This is a genomic window from Mesorhizobium sp. B2-4-1, assembly GCF_006442185.1.
GTDB lineage: Bacteria > Pseudomonadota > Alphaproteobacteria > Rhizobiales > Rhizobiaceae > Mesorhizobium.
Genome location: NZ_VFVN01000002.1, coordinates 175,357 through 192,616, shown reverse-complemented (window position 1 = coordinate 192,616; position 17,260 = coordinate 175,357). Strand labels below are relative to the sequence as shown.

Sequence of the window (17,260 nt, the reverse complement as noted above, 5' to 3'; positions counted from 1 at the left end):
AAGTTTTGTTCGAGGGAGGTTTCAGTGACCCGCACGCCCGGTTTCAACACGCTCGCCGTCCATGCCGGCGCCAAACCCGATCCGGCCACCGGCGCACGCGCCACGCCGATCTACCAGACGACCTCCTTTGTTTTCGACGACGCCGATCATGCCGCCTCGCTGTTCGGGCTGAAGGCCTTCGGCAACATCTACACCCGCATCATGAACCCGACGCAGGCGGTGCTCGAAGAACGCATAGCGGCGCTCGAGGGCGGCACGGCCGCCCTGGCGGTCGCGTCCGGCCACGCCGCCCAGGTAATCGTGTTCCACAATCTGTTGCAGCCGGGCGACAATTTCGTCGCCGCCAACAAGCTCTATGGCGGTTCGATCAACCAGTTCGGCCATGCCTTCAAGAACTTTGGCTGGGAGGTGCGCTGGGCCGAAGCGAACGATCCGTCAACCTTCGAGAGCCAGATCGATGACAAGACCAAGGCGATCTTCATCGAGAGTCTGGCCAATCCCGGCGGCACCTTCGTCGACATAGAGAAGATCGGCGACATCGCGCGCAAGCATGGCCTGCCGCTGATCGTCGACAACACCCTGGCCTCGCCCTACCTGATCCGGCCGATCGAGCACGGCGCCGACATTGTCGTCCATTCGCTGACCAAGTTCATTGGCGGTCACGGCAACTCGATCGGCGGCGCCATCGTTGATGGCGGCACGTTCGACTGGTCGAAATCAGGGAAGTACCCGATGCTGTCGGAACCGCGCCCCGAATATGGCGGCCTGGTGCTGCACGAAACCTTCGGCAATTTCGCCTTCGCCATCGCCGCGCGCGTGCTTGGCCTGCGCGATCTCGGCCCGGCGATTTCGCCGTTCAACGCCTTTCTCATTTTGACAGGCCTCGAAACCTTGCCGCTGCGCATGCAGCGCCATTGCGACAATGCGATCACCGTCGCGGGCTGGCTGTCCAACCATCCCAAGGTGGCCTGGGTCAACTATCCCGGCCTTCCCAGCGACAAGAACAACGCCCTGCAAAAGAAATACTCGCCGCAAGGCGCCGGCGCGGTCTTCACCTTCGGCCTCAAGGGCGGTTACGAGGCCGGCGTCAAATTCGTTGAAGCGTTGGAGTTGTTCTCGCACTTGGCCAATGTCGGTGACACCAAGTCGTTGGTCATCCATCCGGCGTCGACCACGCACCGACAGCTGTCCGACGAGCAGAAGGTCAAGGCGGGTGCGGGACCGGACACGGTGCGGCTGTCCATCGGCATCGAGGACGTCACCGACATCGTCGCCGATCTCGAACAGGCACTCGCCAAAGTTTGATCTATCCTCCCCCTCGTGGGCGGGTCGGCGCAAAACGCCGGGGTAAGGCGAGCCGGCCCGAGGCCGGTTCTTCATGGAGGCAAATCCTGTCCGAGCATTACCTGACGATATCGACGGATTCTGTCGACGCCGAAGAAGGCGCGCCGGCGCCCGATCGCCTGATCTCGGGCGATCCGAAATTCCGCACCTGGAACGTCGAGGAGCGCGAAGGCGGCCTTTATGCCGGTATCTGGGAATCGACCCCGGGCAAGTGGCGCATCGTCTACGACGAATGGGAATTCTGTCACATCCTCTCCGGCGTTTCGGTGATCGAAGAGGAGGGTGGCCAAGCGCGCACCGTCAGGGCCGGCGACAGCTTCGTGCTGCGGCCTGGCTTTAAGGGAAGCTGGGAAGTGCTTGAAACCACCCGCAAGGAGTATGTGATCAGGCTGTGATCCTTTGCTGCGCGCAGCTCACAGCTCAGGCCTGCGCTCCTTCAGAAGCCGACGGTGAGCGCTTCCAGCCCGTGGAAGTGATACGTGTCGCGGAAGCTTGGGCTTTCGGCAAGACGAAGCTTTGGGTGCCGCTCGAACAATGTTTTCAGCGACACCTGCAATTCGAGCCTGGCCAGGGGCGCGCCGATGCAGAAATGGATGCCGGCGCCGAACGACACGTTCTTCTGGTCGGCACGATCCGGCCGGAAGGCCCGCGGCTCGGCAAAGGCATGAGCGTCATGGTTGGCCATGCCAAGCAGCAGACCGATCGTCTGGCCGGGCTGCACGACGATCCCGGGAGCGATTTCGATCTCCTGGTAGGCGTAGCGGGTGAACATGTGCAACGGCGCGTCGAAGCGCAGGCATTCCTCGACAGCGGCCGCCGTTGCCTCGGCTGAGGTGAAGAAACGGCGCGGGTCGCCGCCTTGCGCCAAGATCGAGCGCACCGCATTGCCGGTCTGGTGCACGGTCGCTTCGTGGCCGGCATTGAGCAGCAGGATCGCCGAGGACACCATTTCGTCTTCCGACAATTTTTGGCCGCCCTCCTGCGCCGAGATCAGCAGCGACAGCAGGTCGTCGCCGGGATTTTTGCGCCGTTCGGCGATGGTGCCGCGCAGGAAATCGGCGAAATCCTGCGCCGCGCGATTGGCCGTCTCCTCGATCTCGCGAGTGCGGCCATGCACGTACATGGCGACCATTCGATGTGACCAGTCGAGCAGTTGCGGTCCCATTTCGACCGGCACGCCGAGCATCTCGGCGATGATGGTGATGGGCAGGGGAGAAGCGAAGGCGGGCAGCAGGTCGACTTGCTTGCCCGGCTCGAAACGATCGATCAGTTCGTTGGCGAGTGCCTCCACGCGCGGCCGCAGCCGCTCGACCTGGCGCGACACGAAGGCGCGGTTGACCAGTGTTCGAAGCTGCGTGTGTACCGGCGGCTCCAGTTCCAGCATGGAATTGGCTTCGATGCCGTCGAATGCCTTGAGATGTGTTCTATCCCGGCCGATGCCACGACTGTCGGGAATGCCCGCCGGGTTCTGGCGGCCGAAGCGGCGGTCGCGCAACAGCTTGTTGACGTCGTCGAAGCCGCCAAAGCACCAGAATCCGAATTCTTCCCAGAAAAAGGCATTCGATGCATCGTGCAGGAACGTGTAGGCCTCGTACGGATCCTGGAAGAAAGCCCGCTCGTGCGGGTCAAGCCTCAGGTGACGGGTCGCTGGATCAAAGGCGAGGTAGGATGGCGTCGATTTGGTCATGCCAGACCAATAGCGCGGCTTGCCAGCCTGGTTCCAGACCGTATGTTGGCGGCCGCAATCCAATGCGTTGAGCCAGCCGCAACGGCTGCGGAAAGTCTGATTTGATGAATGTGATCGTTGTCGGCGCGGGCATCGCCGGTCTCTCCACCGCATGGTCGCTGGTCAAGGCTGGCCATAGCGTTTCCATCGTCGAGCAGGGGCCGATCCCCAATCCGTTGGCGGCATCCGGCGACCATCACCGCATCATTCGCCGTGCCTACCGGGCCGGGACCGGCTACGGCCGGCTGATCAGCGAGGCCTATGAAGCCTGGGACGAAATGTGGGCCGACCTCGGCGAGAACCATCTCGATTCCAGGGGCTTCCTCTGCGTCTCGCGCGAGCCGGGCGACGAAGCCGAGGAATACCGGGAAGGGCTGGAGGAGGGAAACTATCCGTTCGACCTGCTGGAACCTGATGCCGCGGTCGAACGCTGGCCTTTCCTGGAGCCGGGCTCGTTCCGCTACGCCTACTTTTCGCCGGAAGGCGGCGCGCTGCATTGCCGCAAGATCGCGTCCGGCCTGGCCAAGTGGCTGCGCGCCAACGGCGCCAACGTCTACGAGAACAGCAAGGTGACGGCGGTCGACTCCGAGGCAGGGCATATCGTGCTCGCGTCCGGCGAGACGATGCAGGCCGACCGCATCGTCGTCGCTGCGGGCGCCTGGGTGCTGAAACTGTTCCCCGAACTCGGCGGCGAACTGAAGACGTACCGAACCGCGCTCGCCTATGTCGAACCGCCGGCGGACCTCAAGGCCGTCTGGGAAGTTGCGCCCGTGGTCCTCGATGTAGGTGGCAAGACCGACGGCTACATGATTCCGCTGACCCGAGGTGCCGGCATGAAATTCGGTTCAGGCCTGCACAGGGTGCCGACCAGCGACGCCGACTGGAACCGGCAGCCGGTGCCGGGCGAGGGCGAGGCGATCCGCAACCTGTTTTCACCGCCGATCGCCCGCATCGAGGAGTATGAGGTGACCGAAGTGGTCACCTGCGCCTACACATTCACGGACGATGAGAAATTCCTGGCGCATGAGACGGGCAAGTGCCTGATCGTCTCGGCCTGCTCGGGCCATGGCTATAAATTCGGGGCGGCGGTCGGCCGGCGTGTGGCGGCGGCTGTCGATGATGGCGATATTGCCGGCCTGAAACGTTGGTTGCGAGCCGAAATCGCCTGAATTCAGTCCTGGCAATGCCTGGGAATATGCACGCGCCGCCAGCCGGATGAGCCTTCGCGCACCAGCACGCGCCGCGCGACGGTCTGGTAGGCGCCGGGAATGTCGATGACGCGCCTTTGCTCCGGTCGCACCAGCACCTCCTCGGCGATCCTGTCATATTGCGCCGGAATGACGACGCGCCTTGTGCGCTCCGGCCGGATCACCACCGTTTCGGCGACGCGTTCATAGCGCGCCTTGTGCCGGACCTTGCACAGCACCTTGCGGCCGTGGATGACGCGCCATTCCCAGGAATAGCCGCCATCATCGACCTTGACTGTGTGGTAGACCGTACGGGTGATTGCGGGCACCACCTCATAGGTCACCTGTGCCGGAACCGTCATCACCACCCGCTCGCGCGTGCCGTAGATCGGCGCTTCATAATCGACCTGCTGGCTGGGCGGACTGATCATCACGTCCTCGTAGACCGTGTCATAGACATCAGGCGTTTGGACCGGCTCATAGCATTCGACGGCGCGGCCGCCGGCCGCCGTCTGCGAAATCGAGCCGAGCATGGTCAGCCCGGCCATGGCGAAGCATGCGGTTTTCCTGGACATGACGTTCCCCCTGTTGAACCGCGGACACAAGTTCAACGTTGAATTGTAGGGGAAGCGGTCCGCGAGAAAAGCGGGTTCGGCGCATTCGTTAAGTGACGCGGTTAAGAAACTGCTACCTGTCAGGCCGCAGGTGCCGTCGCGAGCCGGCGGAAGCGCCCGCCGTTGCGAATCTCGCCTGGAAAGCTTGATTCGACTTACCCAGATGGCTAGGAGGGGTCGGCCTTGCACAAGGATGAGCCGGCATCCTATTTACACAATAACGATCCAGAACCGATTCTGCCCGAGTTGCCAGCATGTCCGGCGCCGGAATCCCACCGCGAGACAAGAGATAACGAATGAAGAACCCCGTCGAAACCTACATGAACCTCGTTCCGATGGTGGTCGAACAGACCAATCGCGGCGAGCGGGCCTACGACATTTTCTCGCGCCTCCTCAAAGAGCGCATCATTTTCATCACCGGTCCGGTCGAGGACGGCATGGCGACGCTGGTCTGCGCGCAGCTTCTGTTCCTGGAAGCCGAGAATCCGAAGAAGGAAATCAACCTCTACATCAATTCGCCCGGTGGCGTCGTCACCTCGGGCATGGCCATCTACGACACCATGCAATTCATCAAGCCGGCCGTGTCGACGCTGTGCATCGGCCAGGCGGCCTCCATGGGCTCGCTGCTCCTGACCGCCGGCCACAAGGACATGCGCTTCGCCACGCCCAACGCCCGCATCATGGTTCACCAGCCGTCCGGCGGCTTCCAGGGCCAGGCGTCCGACATCGAGCGTCATGCCCAGGACATCATTAAACTGAAGCGCCGCCTCAACGAGGTGTACGTCAAGCACACCGGCAAGAGCTACGACGAGATTGAAAAGACGCTCGACCGTGACCATTTCATGACCGCGGACGAGGCCAAGGACTTCGGCCTGATCGACAAGGTCATTTCGTCGCGCGAAGCGGCCGAAGGGGCGCTGGCATAACGGCATATTGGCAGTTGGATGGCGGCATCACGCGCTTTTGGCGCGTCTTGCGGCATTTCGGCCACAATTGGCTGTTCCCTCGACGATCGGGATTGCCTACGTTAAGGCTATGTTGATTTTCGACGGCTTAGCTTTGTGTGGGGTTGCTGCGAATCATTGCCACGTTTTCTGATTTGTGTTTCGTACGGAATACGTTGCGGGAGCCGGGATACTGGCGGCGGCGGATTCCCGCGATAAATAGAGTATGCGCCCTTTCAGCCAGACCATCGGCGGGCGGCCATGAAAGGACATGAAAATGAGCAAAGTCGGCAACAACAGCGGCGATTCCAAGAACACGCTTTATTGCTCGTTTTGCGGCAAAAGCCAGCATGAGGTGCGCAAGCTGATCGCCGGCCCGACGGTCTTCATCTGCGACGAATGCGTCGAGCTGTGCATGGACATCATCCGCGAGGAGAACAAGACCTCGATGGTGAAGTCGCGCGAGGGTGTGCCGACCCCGCAGGAGATCCTCAAGGTTCTCGACGACTACGTTATCGGCCAGCCGTACGCCAAGCGCGTGCTTTCGGTGGCCGTCCACAATCACTACAAGCGCCTCGCCCATGCCGGCAAGAACAACGATGTCGAACTGGCCAAGTCCAACATCCTGTTGATCGGCCCAACCGGTTGCGGCAAGACGCTGCTGGCGCAGACGCTGGCCCGCATCATCGACGTGCCCTTCACCATGGCCGATGCCACGACGCTGACCGAGGCCGGCTATGTCGGCGAGGACGTCGAGAACATCATCCTGAAGCTGTTGCAGTCGGCCGACTACAATGTCGAACGCGCCCAGCGCGGCATCGTCTACATCGACGAGATCGACAAGATCTCGCGCAAGTCCGATAACCCGTCCATCACCCGCGACGTGTCGGGCGAGGGCGTGCAGCAGGCGCTGTTGAAGATCATGGAAGGCACTGTCGCCTCCGTACCGCCACAGGGCGGCAGGAAGCATCCGCAGCAGGAGTTCCTGCAGGTCGACACCGCCAACATCCTGTTCATCTGCGGCGGCGCCTTCGCCGGGCTGGACAAGATCATATCGGATCGTGGCCGCAAGACCTCGATCGGGTTCGGCGCCACCGTGGCATCGCCCGAGGATCGCCGCACCGGCGATGTCTTCCGCCTTGTGGAGCCGGAGGATCTCTTGAAATTCGGCCTCATTCCCGAGTTTGTCGGCCGTCTGCCGGTCCTGGCGACGCTGGAAGACCTCGACGAGCCGGCGCTGATCCAGATCCTGACCGAACCGAAGAACGCACTGGTCAAGCAATACCAGCGGCTGTTCGAGATGGAGAATGTCGACCTGACCTTCCACGAGAACGCATTGTCTGCGATCGCCAAGCGCGCCATCGAGCGCAAGACCGGCGCGCGTGGCCTGCGCTCCATCATGGAAGCGATCCTGCTCGACACCATGTTCGAACTGCCGGCGCTCGAAGGCGTGCGCGAAGTGGTGATTTCGGAAGAAGTGGTGACCGGCAGTGCCCGGCCGCTCTACATCTATTCCGAACAGAAGGAAAAGAAGGGCAATGTCAGCGCCTGACATGCCACTTGAACCCATATTTTTGTGGAACGGCGCCCTCGGGGCGCCGTTTTGCCATGAGAGGCATGCGACCTTCGCGAGGGAATGGAACGCCGGCGATGTTAACTCTTGATCTTTGGCCCTCCTGCATCCACCTAACACGAGAAGGCCGAGGTGCCCGATTTCTGTGCTGTAAAACTCCCGTCACAACGGTGGTAGGCGGAACGATCCCCGGTCGTTAATATAAGATTCGCGGTTGGCCGATTGGCGGCCGCGACATGAAAGGTTGGACAATGGCCAAAATAACCAAGGCTCCCAGCGACGGCGTCTTCGCAGTCCTCCCACTGCGCGACATCGTGGTGTTCCCGCACATGATCGTTCCGCTCTTTGTCGGGCGTGAAAAGTCGATCAAGGCGCTGGAAGAGGTGATGGGTCAGGAAAAGCAAATCCTGCTCGCCACCCAGATGAATGCCGCCGATGACGATCCGGAGCCCGATGCCATCTTTGATATCGGCACGCTCGCCAACGTGCTGCAATTGCTGAAACTGCCCGACGGCACCGTCAAGGTACTGGTCGAAGGCGCCTCGCGCGCGAAAATCACCGCGTTCACCGACCGTCCCGACTTCCATGAGGCCCGCGCCACCGCGCTGGTCGAGCCGGAAGAGGAAGAGGTTGAGGTCGAGGCGCTGGCTCGTTCGGTCGTCACCGACTTCGAGAACTACGTCAAGCTCAACAAGAAGATCTCGCCCGAGGTGGTTGGTGCCGCCAGCCAGATCGACGACTATTCCAAGCTCGCCGACACGGTCGCTTCGCACCTCGCCATCAAGATCCCCGAAAAGCAGGAGATGCTGGCCACGCTCTCGGTCAAGGAGCGGCTGGAAAAGGCGATGGGCTTCATGGAAGCCGAGATATCCGTCCTGCAGGTGGAGAAGCGCATCCGCTCGCGCGTCAAGCGCCAGATGGAGAAGACGCAGCGCGAATACTACCTCAACGAGCAGATGAAGGCGATCCAGAAGGAGCTCGGCGAAGGCGAGGACGGCCGCGACGAGGCCGCCGAGATCGAGGCCCGCATCAAGAAGACCAAGCTCTCCAAGGAGGCCCGCGAAAAGGCGGAAGCCGAATTGAAGAAGCTGAGGACGATGTCGCCTATGTCGGCGGAATCCACCGTGGTGCGCAATTATCTCGACTGGATCCTGTCGATCCCGTGGGGCAAGAACTCCAAGGTCAAGCAGGACCTGGCGTTCGCGCAGAACGTGCTCGACACCGACCATTTCGGTCTCGACAAGGTCAAGGACCGTATCGTCGAGTATCTCGCCGTGCAAAGCCGCCAGAAGAAGCTCAAGGGGCCCATCCTGTGCCTCGTCGGCCCTCCCGGCGTCGGCAAGACCTCGCTCGGCAAGTCGATCGCCAAGGCGACCGGCCGCGAGTTCATCCGCATGGCGCTGGGCGGCGTGCGTGACGAGGCCGAGATCCGCGGTCACCGCCGCACCTATATCGGCTCGATGCCCGGCAAGGTCATCCAGTCGATGAAGAAGGCGAAGAAATCCAATCCGCTCTTCCTGCTCGACGAGATCGACAAGATGGGCCAGGATTTCCGCGGCGATCCGTCGTCGGCTTTGCTGGAGGTGCTCGACCCCGAGCAGAACTCGACGTTCATGGACCACTATCTGGAGGTCGAGTACGACCTGTCGAGTGTGATGTTCGTGACGACGGCGAACACGCTGAACATCCCTGCGCCCTTGATGGACCGCATGGAAATCATCCGTATCGCCGGCTACACCGAGGACGAGAAGATCGAGATCGCCAAGCGGCATTTGCTGCCGAAGGTGGTGCGCGATCACGCGCTGCAGCCGAAGGAGTTCTCCGTCAGTGAGGACGCGATCCGCGCCATCATCCAGACCTACACCCGTGAAGCGGGCGTCAGGAGCCTGGAGCGCGAGCTGATGAAGCTCGGGCGCAAGGCGGTGACCGAGATCCTGAAGACGAAGAAGAAGACTGTGAACATCACGGCGGACAATCTCGCCGATTATCTCGGTGTTCCGCGCTTCCGCTTCGGTCAGGTCGAGGCAGACGACCAGGTCGGCGTCATCACCGGACTTGCCTGGACGGAAGTCGGCGGCGAGCTGCTGACGGTCGAAGGCGTCATGATGCCCGGCAAGGGCCGCATGACGGTGACCGGCAATCTGCGCGACGTGATGAAGGAATCGATTTCGGCGGCGGCCTCCTATGTCCGCTCGCGCGCTCTCGATTTCGGCATAGAGCCGCCGCTGTTCGACAAGCGCGACATCCACGTCCACGTGCCGGAGGGTGCCACGCCCAAGGACGGGCCGTCGGCCGGTGTGGCGATGGCGACCGCGATCGTCTCCGTGCTGACCGGCATTCCGGTCAGGGCCGATGTCGCCATGACCGGCGAGATCACGCTGCGCGGCAGGGTGCTGCCGATCGGCGGTCTGAAGGAGAAGTTGCTTGCCGCACTGCGCGGCGGCATCAAGAAAGTGCTGATCCCGGAAGACAACGCCAAGGATCTGGCGGATATTCCTGACAACGTGAAGAACGGTATGGAAATCATCCCGGTCTCGCGGGTCGGCGAGGCGTTGCGCCACGCGTTGGTGCGTATGCCGGAGCCAATCGAATGGGTCGAACCGGTCAATCCTCCTGCCGCGACGGACACTGCGGATGACGCCGGAAAGTCGCTTGCGCATTAGTTCTTGCTAAAGTTGCAGCGCACAAACAGAAAGCCGGGCCTCGCGCCCGGCTTTTTCATGTGAAAAACCCCGGAATTCCGGGCTTTTTTCCATTCTTTCCCGGCTTTTCGACTTGGTTGCGCGAGCGCTTCTTTCTAAAGTCCGTTTCCTGCCGGATGAGTCGAGAGTTCCGGTGTTCTCATGGAAGGGAATTTTTATGAACAAGAACGAACTGGTGTCCGCTGTCGCCGACGCCGCGAGCATTTCGAAGGGTGACGCGCAGTCGGCTGTCGATGCGGTATTCTCCGTCATCACCGGCGAACTGAAGAAGGGCGGCGATGTCCGGCTTGTCGGCTTTGGCAATTTCACCGTGTCAAAGCGCGCAGCCTCGACCGGCCGCAACCCTCAGACTGGCGCCGAAGTAAAGATCCCGGCGCGCACCGTGCCGAAGTTCTCGGCCGGCAAGGGTCTCAAGGACGCCGTCAATTAAGCGCCTTTTTTAAATTTCAAAATATCAGAAAAGCCGGGCAAGCCCCGGCTTTTCTTTTGCGCTCGTGCCGGTCGATAGGTTCGCGATTGCGAGCTACCCGGTTGGCGCGTCCGCCCGCATCAGGCCGGCCTTCTTCAGGTCGGCCCAGAGTGCCGCCGGCAGTTTCGCGTCGAGCAGTGACCGATTGCTTTCGACCTCGCTTGGCCGCTGGCCACCGGGGATCACCGACACGACGGACGGATGCAGCAACGGGAACTGCAGCGCTGCCTCGATTAGGCGCACGTCATGGCGTCGGCAGACCGCCTCGATGAGCGCCACCCGGTCGAGCACGTCCCGCGGCGCTTCGGTGTAGTTGTAGAAGGCACCCGGCTTCGGCCCCGTGGCCAGGATCCCGGAATTGTAGGGGCCGCCCAAAACGATGCCGATGCCGCGCTTCTGGCAGAGTGGCAGGAAGGATGTCAGCGCCTCCTGCTCGAGCAGCGTATAGCGGCCGGCAAGCAGGAACAGATCGAAATCACCGCGCTCGGCCAATGTCTGGGCAACCTGCCATTCGTTGATGCCGCCGCCGAAGGCCTTGATGACGCCCTGGTCGCGCAAGGCAAGCAGTCCGTAATAGCCGGAGCGCATAAACTCCTCTATGCGCTGGTCGGACGCTTCCTTGCTGCCATGGGTGAAGATGTCGACGTCGTGCACGAACAGAATGTCGATGCGGTCGACGCCGAGCCGTTCCAGGGACGCTTCGAAGGAGCGCATCACGCCGTCATAGCTGTAGTCGTAGACCTCCTTGCGCGACGGCGTGTCGAAGAACTTGCCGATGCCGGTGCGTTCTTGCCGCGGACAGGCGCGCATGATGCGGCCGACCTTGCTCGACAGCACGTAGTCGTCGCGTTTCTTGCCGCGCAGGAAGGGGTTGAGCCGCGTCTCCGACAGGCCAAGCCCATAGAGCGGCGCGGTGTCGTAGTAGCGGCAGCCGGTCGCCCATGCAGCCTCCAGCGTCGCATTGGCGTCCTCGTCGGAGACGGCGCGGTAGAGGTTGCCGAGCGGCGCCGTGCCGAAGCCGAGTTCGGTGAAGCTGATACCGCCATTGCCGATGCGGTCGAAATGCCGTGTCTTCATATCCTGCCGTTTGCCTCATTGATTTGTCTGACATGACACTATCATGCTCGTGGCACAGCAAAAGCGCGCAGGGGCGTTGGACACGGATTTTCGCGGTGGTAGCATCAATAAAAACAAGCTGTTCGGGGAGAGACGTGACCGGGAATTTCCACTCTTCTTCGACCTCGGATCGTTGGACGGCACCATCATGAGCGATGCGGGCTCGCAGATGTTCAGGACCGCTCTGGACGAGCTCGGCACTGTGCTGGCGCGCGTCGACGACGGCCGGATCGATGCCGCCTGCGAGATGCTCGCAGGAGCACGGCAGATCGTCGTCTATGGCTGCGGCCGCGAGGCCTTGCAGGTCAAGGGCTTCGCCATGCGGCTCCATCATCTGGGCCTGCCGGTATCGGTGGTCGGCGACATGACCACGCCGCCCGTGGGGCAGGGCGATGTCTTCCTGGTCACTTCCGGGCCTGGAGAAACCGCGACCGTGCTGACCCTGATGCAGGTGGCGCGCCAGGCCGGCGCGACGGTTCTGCTTCTGACCGCTCAGCCGGGCGGCAGTGCAGCGCGCTTGGCTGACTTCACGCTGCTCGTGCCGGCGCAAACCATGGCTGACGACCAGGGTCCGCAAAAAACATCGGTCCTGCCGATGGGATCGGTGTTCGAAGGCGCGCTGTTCCTGCTGTTCGAGGTCATGGTGCTGAAACTCAGGGGTCTGACCGCGGCCTCGCCGGAGGCGATGCGGGCCCGTCACACCAATATGGAGTAGTGCGATGCGCTACGAGTTGATGCTGCCGCACCAGATCCGCAAGGCGATCGCCCAGAACTGGCCGATCGCGCTGCCGCTCGGCGTGCTCGAATACCATGGCGAGCACATGGCGGTGGGCATGGACACGCTGGCGGTCGTCAAGACGCTGGAGCTGTTTGAGAAGGAGCGGGAGATCGTCATCCTGCCGCCCTTCTACTACGGCGCGGCGAGCTACGCCGTGGCGCCGCCGGTGGGCACAGGCTCGGTGCAGGTTGGCGGCAATCAACTGGCGCCCTTCGCGGAGGAACTGTTCTACAGCCTGCTGCGCATCGGTTTTCGCAACATCCACGCCATAATCCACCACCAGACCGAGAATTTCGCCGCCGGCATGCCGACCGATCTCGCCTTCAAGGCCGCCGGACGTCAGGCGATCTTCCGCTTCCTTGAGAAGGAACGAGGTGAAGGCTGGTGGGGCTCCGAGGTGATGGCCGCCTACTATGCCGAGCATGCCGAGGGCAGCAATTTTTTCAACTGGGTGCAGGTGCATCCGCTGATGCCGGCCTCGATGAACGGCAAGTACCCGTTCGATCATGCCGGCATCGGCGAGACCTCGCTGATGCTGGCGCTATGCCCTGAGGCTGTCGATGCCGGCCATTTCGCCGACAATACGAGCTGGTATACGGCCAGCGCTCCGGATGCCTCGGCTGCGCTCGGAGCAGAGGGCGTTGCCATGATCATGGATCACCTGCGCACGATCCTGAGGGGCTAGCGCGGTTCTCCTTCTCCCTTGTGGAGAAGGTAAGGACGGCGCCGCCTATTTCACCGCTCCCGCGGTCATACCCATGATCAGGTAGCGCTCCAGCGCGATGCCGATGACGGCCAAGGGCGCGATTGCCGCCGTGGCAAGCGCTGCCATCGACCACCAGTTGATGCCTTGCGAACCGGTCTGGCTCGCCACCATGACCGGAATTGTCTTGGCGTCGGTCGAGGTCAAAAGGGCGGCGAAGAAATACTCGTTCCAGCACAGCACCATCGCCAGGATGAAAGCCGCGACCATGCCGGGCAGGGCAATCGGCATGACGATGCGAAAGAACGCGCCCCAGATCGACAACCCGTCGACGAGGGCCGCTTCCTCGAGCTCGACCGGGATGGAATTGAACTGGTCGCGCATGATCCAGATGACGATCGGCAGCACCATCAGCGTGTAGAGCAGGATCAGCCCGATGCGCGTGTCGAGCAGTCCGACTTCGCGGTAAAGCACCAGGAACGGCAGTGCGAGCACGACCGGCGGCAGGATGAGCTGCGACAGGAAGAAGAAGGAAATGTCCTCGTTCTTGAACCAGGCGAAGTGATAGCGGTAGCGCGTGAGGCCGTAGGCGGCGAGGCTGCCGATGACGATGGCGAGGCTCGACGCGCCGACCGAAGTGATGACCGAATTCATGAAGCGCTTGAAGAATTCGTCGCGGACGGTCGACGTCTGGAAGATCGAATCCGGCGACAGGCCAAGCGATCGCCAGCCCTTCCAGTCCGGCTGGAAGTCGACGAAGGGGATCAGATGCCCCTGGGTCACGTCTACCGCCGACTTGAACGAGGTCGTGATCGTCCAGTAGATCGGAAAGAGGCAGATGAAGGCCCAGAACACAAGCGCGCCATAGATGAAGACGCGGCTGGTGATGAAGCTCGCCGGCGAGTGGATTTCGGAGACGGTATAGTCGGTGGTCTGAACGCTCATGATCCCTGCCGCACTAGTTCACATTGCGCACGAAGCGGTTGGCGACCTTCAGCAGCCAGGTCACGAACACCACGATGATGACGAGATAGGCCATCGCCAGCATCGTGCCGTAGCCGACATTGGAACGGTCCCGGTACTCGCGATAAATAAAGCTCGACACGGAATCGGTGGCGCCGCCCGGACCACCCGAGGTGACCGTGATGATGATGTCTGCCAGTTTCAGCTTGAAGATGATGCGCAACACGACGGCGGTCACCGACACCGGCAGCATCAGCGGGAAGGTGACCTGCCAGAAGGTTTGCCAGGCCGTGGCGCCGTCGACGCGCGCGGCCTCCAGCACCTCGCGCGACATCGCCTGCAAGCCGGCAAGCAGCATGATCATCATGAAGGGGATGAAGGTCCAGGCGTCGAGCATCATGATCGAGATACGGGCGGTGATCGGGTTGGAGAAGAAGGCGGGGTTGTCCCAGCCGAGGTGGCGGGCCAGTGTCGCCGCCGGCCCGAACCGGTACTCCATCAGCGATTTGCCAATCATCCACGAGACCGCGACCGGCGACAGCATCAGCGGCATCAGGAAGACGACGCGAAAGAATTTGCGCGCCCGGATCTGCGCGTTGAGCAGCAGCGCCAGGCCGAAGGCGATGACATATTCGACCAGCACCGCCAGCACATAGAGCACCATGTTGAACAGCGCGTTGCGATAATAGGGATCGCCGAGCATCTGCCAGAAATTGTCGAGCCCGTTGAACTTGCGGCCCGAGAATGAACTCAGGTTCCAGTCGGTCAGCGCGATGTAGAAGCCGAACAGGGTCGGGAAGATCACCATGGCGATGGTGAACAGCAGCGCCGGCAGCAGGAACAGCGCCCGCTGGCCGTCTTCGCCGCGCGTCAGCACCTGGCCGACGCCGAGCGCCACGCCCCACAGCACATAGGCGTAGACCACGGGCCGCCATGTCTCGAAGCCGATCGTGTCGACCTCGCTCTTGTAGAGGATTTGCACCAGGATCGTTGCCAGAAGGCCGAGCGTCGCGACGGCCATCAGGGCCCAACCAAGCCGTTTGCGGCCGGGCGAGATCAGATCGGTCGGTACGGAATTTGCCGGCCACGCATTCGTGGTCGAAGTCTGGTCAGCCACGCCTCTTGCCTCTTTTGCGCAAATGACCGGCCGAAGCCGGCCGAGATACGGCCCGGCGAACAGGTTCCGCCGGGCCATAACGCCTGCCTACAGACCGAGCGAGGCCTTGTAGAGCTTGATCTGGTTGTCACGGCCGATCTGGTCGGTCAGCTTCTCCCAGGCCGCGGCAATGGCGTCTGCGCCCTCCTGGGCCTTCATCTTGCCGGCGAAGGTGTTAGCCAGAATGTCCTCGGCGGCTGAATAGTATTGGAAGATGCCGGGAATGCGTGGCTCGATCGCCGCGTTCGGGTGGTTGTAGCTGTCCGATTCCGACTTGAGATAGGAGGTGATGAAGGCTTCGTCATAGCCCGCCGCCACCCACTCCGGAATGTCGAAATGTGAGTTGCGGTAGGGCTGGAAGCCAGACGGGTACATCGCCGTCCAGATCGACAGGTCCTTGCCGCCGAGATGGGCGGCGGCGGACCATGCCGCCTTCTTCTTCTTCTCGTCGCTATCGACGCGGGCCATGACGTATACGCCCCAGCCGAGATAGGCGCAGTTCGGCGCATAGTTCGGTCCGCTGGCGAGTTTGTCCCACTGCCCGGTCTTGGAGTTGTAGACATCGTCGGAGCCGGGCAGGATCGAGAAGCCGGTGACGTCGCCCACGACGGAGGAGTCGTTGGTCTTGACGTTCGAGCCGACATCGCCCCACCAGGTGACCATCGAGCCGGTGCCGGCCAGGAACTGCTGGAAGGCGGTGGTGTTTGGATCGGCGTTGATTTGGTCGGCAGGCTCCGAAGGCAGCGCGTCGATCACGTCCTGTATGGCGCGCACCCAGGCCGGATTGTTGATGCGCGGCTTCATCGTGTCGGCGTCGAACAGCCAGGCCTTGTCGTCGGGGTGCTTGGCGTAGGCGGTGGCGCGGCTGCCGAGGAAATAGAAGCCGAATCCGCCCCAGGGTTTCGGCGCGTCGAGATAGCCGTAGACGTCCTGACCCTTGACCTGCTTGCCCTTGAGGAACTTGGTGACCGCCTGGACCTGCTGCCAGGTCTTCGGCACGCCCCATTCACCGCCGCCGCCGCCGTCCTTCCAGGCCTTGGCGAGGTCGGCATCGGAAAACACATCGGTGCGGTAATTGAAATTATGAGCGTCGCCGTCGACGGTCACGCGGTACTGCTTGCCGTTCCAGGTGCCGACAGGCGGCTTCAGATAGTTGACGAGGTCGTCGAAATCGATCTGGGTCTTGACCCAGTCGGGCATCTCGGACGTGAGGCCCTTGCCGCAGACGTCGCCCTCGAACGGCGCGCCCATCTCGATGATGTCGAAGTCGACCGTGCCGGTGGCGATCGACTGCTGCAGACGGGCATTGTAGTCGGCCTGCGCCAGATCGATCCAGTTGATCTTGGCGCCGGTATAGGTTTCCCAAGGCTTCAGGAAGCCGCGGAACAGCACATTGTGCAGGTTCTGGTTGTTGAGACCCATGAAGGTAAGCTCGACGCCGGCGAATTCGCCTTCCTTGACATTGGCCTTGGTCGCCTCGAGGCAGAGCTCGCCGACCTTCTGGAAGTCGGCGTCGGTCGGCTGACCCTTGCCCACGCCGGGGATCTGCAGGATTTTCGAGCGCAGCTCACTGGCGGCGGAGGCCGGGCGCGTGAGGGCGCCGAGCCCGGCGCCGGATGCGGCAGCGATCGCGGCCATCGAGGCCGCGCCCTTCAATATGTCGCGTCGGGTTGCCCCCGCGCGGACCAGCGTTTCGTAGAGACCTGTTTTCATCGATGTTCCTCCCAGAATATCTGTTGTGAATGCGGCCAAATTTCTCAGGCGCTGGAGCGCCAAACGATTCTCCCGGTTCGGAAACGAACGATGCAGGACCCCACCTGCTCGATTGAGGTTCCGTTTTTTTGGTTCGGGCAACCGGTATTCGGACCAGCGCCCGTCACTATTCTCGCAACCAAACGCCGTGTCAACGAGACCGGGTTTTGTCGGGAAGAGACCGGCTTGCCCTGGCAGGTCGCGTTGGTTAGCTTCTGCGCATACGGCAATGG

At 62.2% G+C, this 17,260-nt stretch carries 15 protein-coding genes; 9 read left to right on the top strand and 6 right to left on the bottom strand.

All coding sequences use genetic code 11. The annotated features are described in order from the left end of the window. Window positions 1-24 precede the first annotated feature (24 nt). Together FJ949_RS05545 and FJ949_RS05540 are read left to right on the top strand one after the other, a co-directional pair. Window positions 25-1,305: an O-acetylhomoserine aminocarboxypropyltransferase gene (locus FJ949_RS05545; protein WP_140493947.1), complete on the top strand. Its 1,281-nt coding sequence runs from the start codon at window positions 25-27 to the stop codon at window positions 1,303-1,305. 83 nt (window positions 1,306-1,388) lie between these two features. Next, window positions 1,389-1,739 (top strand): cupin domain-containing protein, encoded by a 351-nt coding sequence (locus FJ949_RS05540; protein ID WP_181172165.1) that lies wholly within the window; start codon window positions 1,389-1,391, stop codon window positions 1,737-1,739. 41 nt (window positions 1,740-1,780) lie between these two features. Here FJ949_RS05540 and FJ949_RS05535 read toward each other — a convergent pair whose 3' ends face one another. Continuing rightward, window positions 1,781-3,031 (bottom strand): cytochrome P450, encoded by a 1,251-nt coding sequence (locus FJ949_RS05535; RefSeq protein ID WP_140493945.1) that lies wholly within the window; start codon window positions 3,029-3,031, stop codon window positions 1,781-1,783. A gap of 104 nt (window positions 3,032-3,135) precedes the next feature. On the opposite strand from FJ949_RS05535, the gene FJ949_RS05530 reads away from it, so the two are divergent. Next, window positions 3,136-4,239, top strand: coding sequence for an FAD-dependent oxidoreductase (locus FJ949_RS05530; RefSeq protein ID WP_140493943.1), 1,104 nt, complete (start codon window positions 3,136-3,138; stop codon window positions 4,237-4,239). Window positions 4,240-4,241: 2 nt separating this feature from the next. Here FJ949_RS05530 and FJ949_RS05525 read toward each other — a convergent pair whose 3' ends face one another. Continuing rightward, window positions 4,242-4,832, bottom strand: a complete 591-nt coding sequence (locus FJ949_RS05525) for a hypothetical protein (protein WP_140493941.1) — start codon at window positions 4,830-4,832, stop codon at window positions 4,242-4,244. 335 nt (window positions 4,833-5,167) lie between these two features. On the opposite strand from FJ949_RS05525, the gene clpP reads away from it, so the two are divergent. From clpP to FJ949_RS05505, 4 genes are all read left to right on the top strand, one after another. Continuing rightward, a complete protein-coding gene (gene clpP, locus FJ949_RS05520) occupies window positions 5,168-5,797 on the top strand; it encodes an ATP-dependent Clp endopeptidase proteolytic subunit ClpP (protein WP_027028064.1) in 630 nt (209 codons plus the stop codon). A gap of 295 nt (window positions 5,798-6,092) precedes the next feature. Continuing rightward, complete coding sequence (clpX, locus tag FJ949_RS05515) at window positions 6,093-7,367, top strand: ATP-dependent Clp protease ATP-binding subunit ClpX (protein WP_140493939.1); 1,275 nt, start codon at window positions 6,093-6,095, stop codon at window positions 7,365-7,367. Window positions 7,368-7,639: 272 nt separating this feature from the next. Further along, entirely contained in the window at window positions 7,640-10,051 is a 2,412-nt protein-coding gene (gene lon / locus FJ949_RS05510; protein ID WP_140493937.1) for an endopeptidase La, read from the top strand. Between the two features lie 196 nt (window positions 10,052-10,247). Then, entirely contained in the window at window positions 10,248-10,520 is a 273-nt protein-coding gene (locus FJ949_RS05505; protein WP_006201846.1) for an HU family DNA-binding protein, read from the top strand. Between the two features lie 93 nt (window positions 10,521-10,613). Here the strand turns inward: FJ949_RS05505 and FJ949_RS05500 are convergent, their stop codons facing one another. Continuing rightward, on the bottom strand, window positions 10,614-11,636 hold the full coding sequence (locus tag FJ949_RS05500; protein WP_140493934.1) for an aldo/keto reductase: 1,023 nt from the start codon (window positions 11,634-11,636) through the stop codon (window positions 10,614-10,616). A 187-nt stretch (window positions 11,637-11,823) separates the two neighbouring features. Between FJ949_RS05500 and FJ949_RS05495 the strand changes: the two genes are divergently transcribed. Continuing rightward, window positions 11,824-12,390, top strand: a complete 567-nt coding sequence (locus FJ949_RS05495; RefSeq protein WP_140493932.1) for an SIS domain-containing protein — start codon at window positions 11,824-11,826, stop codon at window positions 12,388-12,390. A 4-nt stretch (window positions 12,391-12,394) separates the two neighbouring features. Beyond that, window positions 12,395-13,138, top strand: a complete 744-nt coding sequence (locus tag FJ949_RS05490) for a creatininase family protein (protein WP_140493930.1) — start codon at window positions 12,395-12,397, stop codon at window positions 13,136-13,138. A 45-nt stretch (window positions 13,139-13,183) separates the two neighbouring features. Here FJ949_RS05490 and FJ949_RS05485 read toward each other — a convergent pair whose 3' ends face one another. From FJ949_RS05485 to FJ949_RS05475, 3 genes are all read right to left on the bottom strand, one after another. Continuing rightward, a complete protein-coding gene (locus FJ949_RS05485) occupies window positions 13,184-14,101 on the bottom strand; it encodes a carbohydrate ABC transporter permease (protein ID WP_140493928.1) in 918 nt (305 codons plus the stop codon). A 13-nt stretch (window positions 14,102-14,114) separates the two neighbouring features. Further along, window positions 14,115-15,236: a sugar ABC transporter permease gene (locus FJ949_RS05480; RefSeq protein WP_140493926.1), complete on the bottom strand. Its 1,122-nt coding sequence runs from the start codon at window positions 15,234-15,236 to the stop codon at window positions 14,115-14,117. A gap of 87 nt (window positions 15,237-15,323) precedes the next feature. After that, the gene (locus FJ949_RS05475) at window positions 15,324-16,988 is read right to left on the bottom strand and encodes a sugar ABC transporter substrate-binding protein (protein WP_140493924.1); all 1,665 of its coding nucleotides are present in this window, start codon (window positions 16,986-16,988) and stop codon (window positions 15,324-15,326) included. Window positions 16,989-17,260 lie beyond the last annotated feature (272 nt).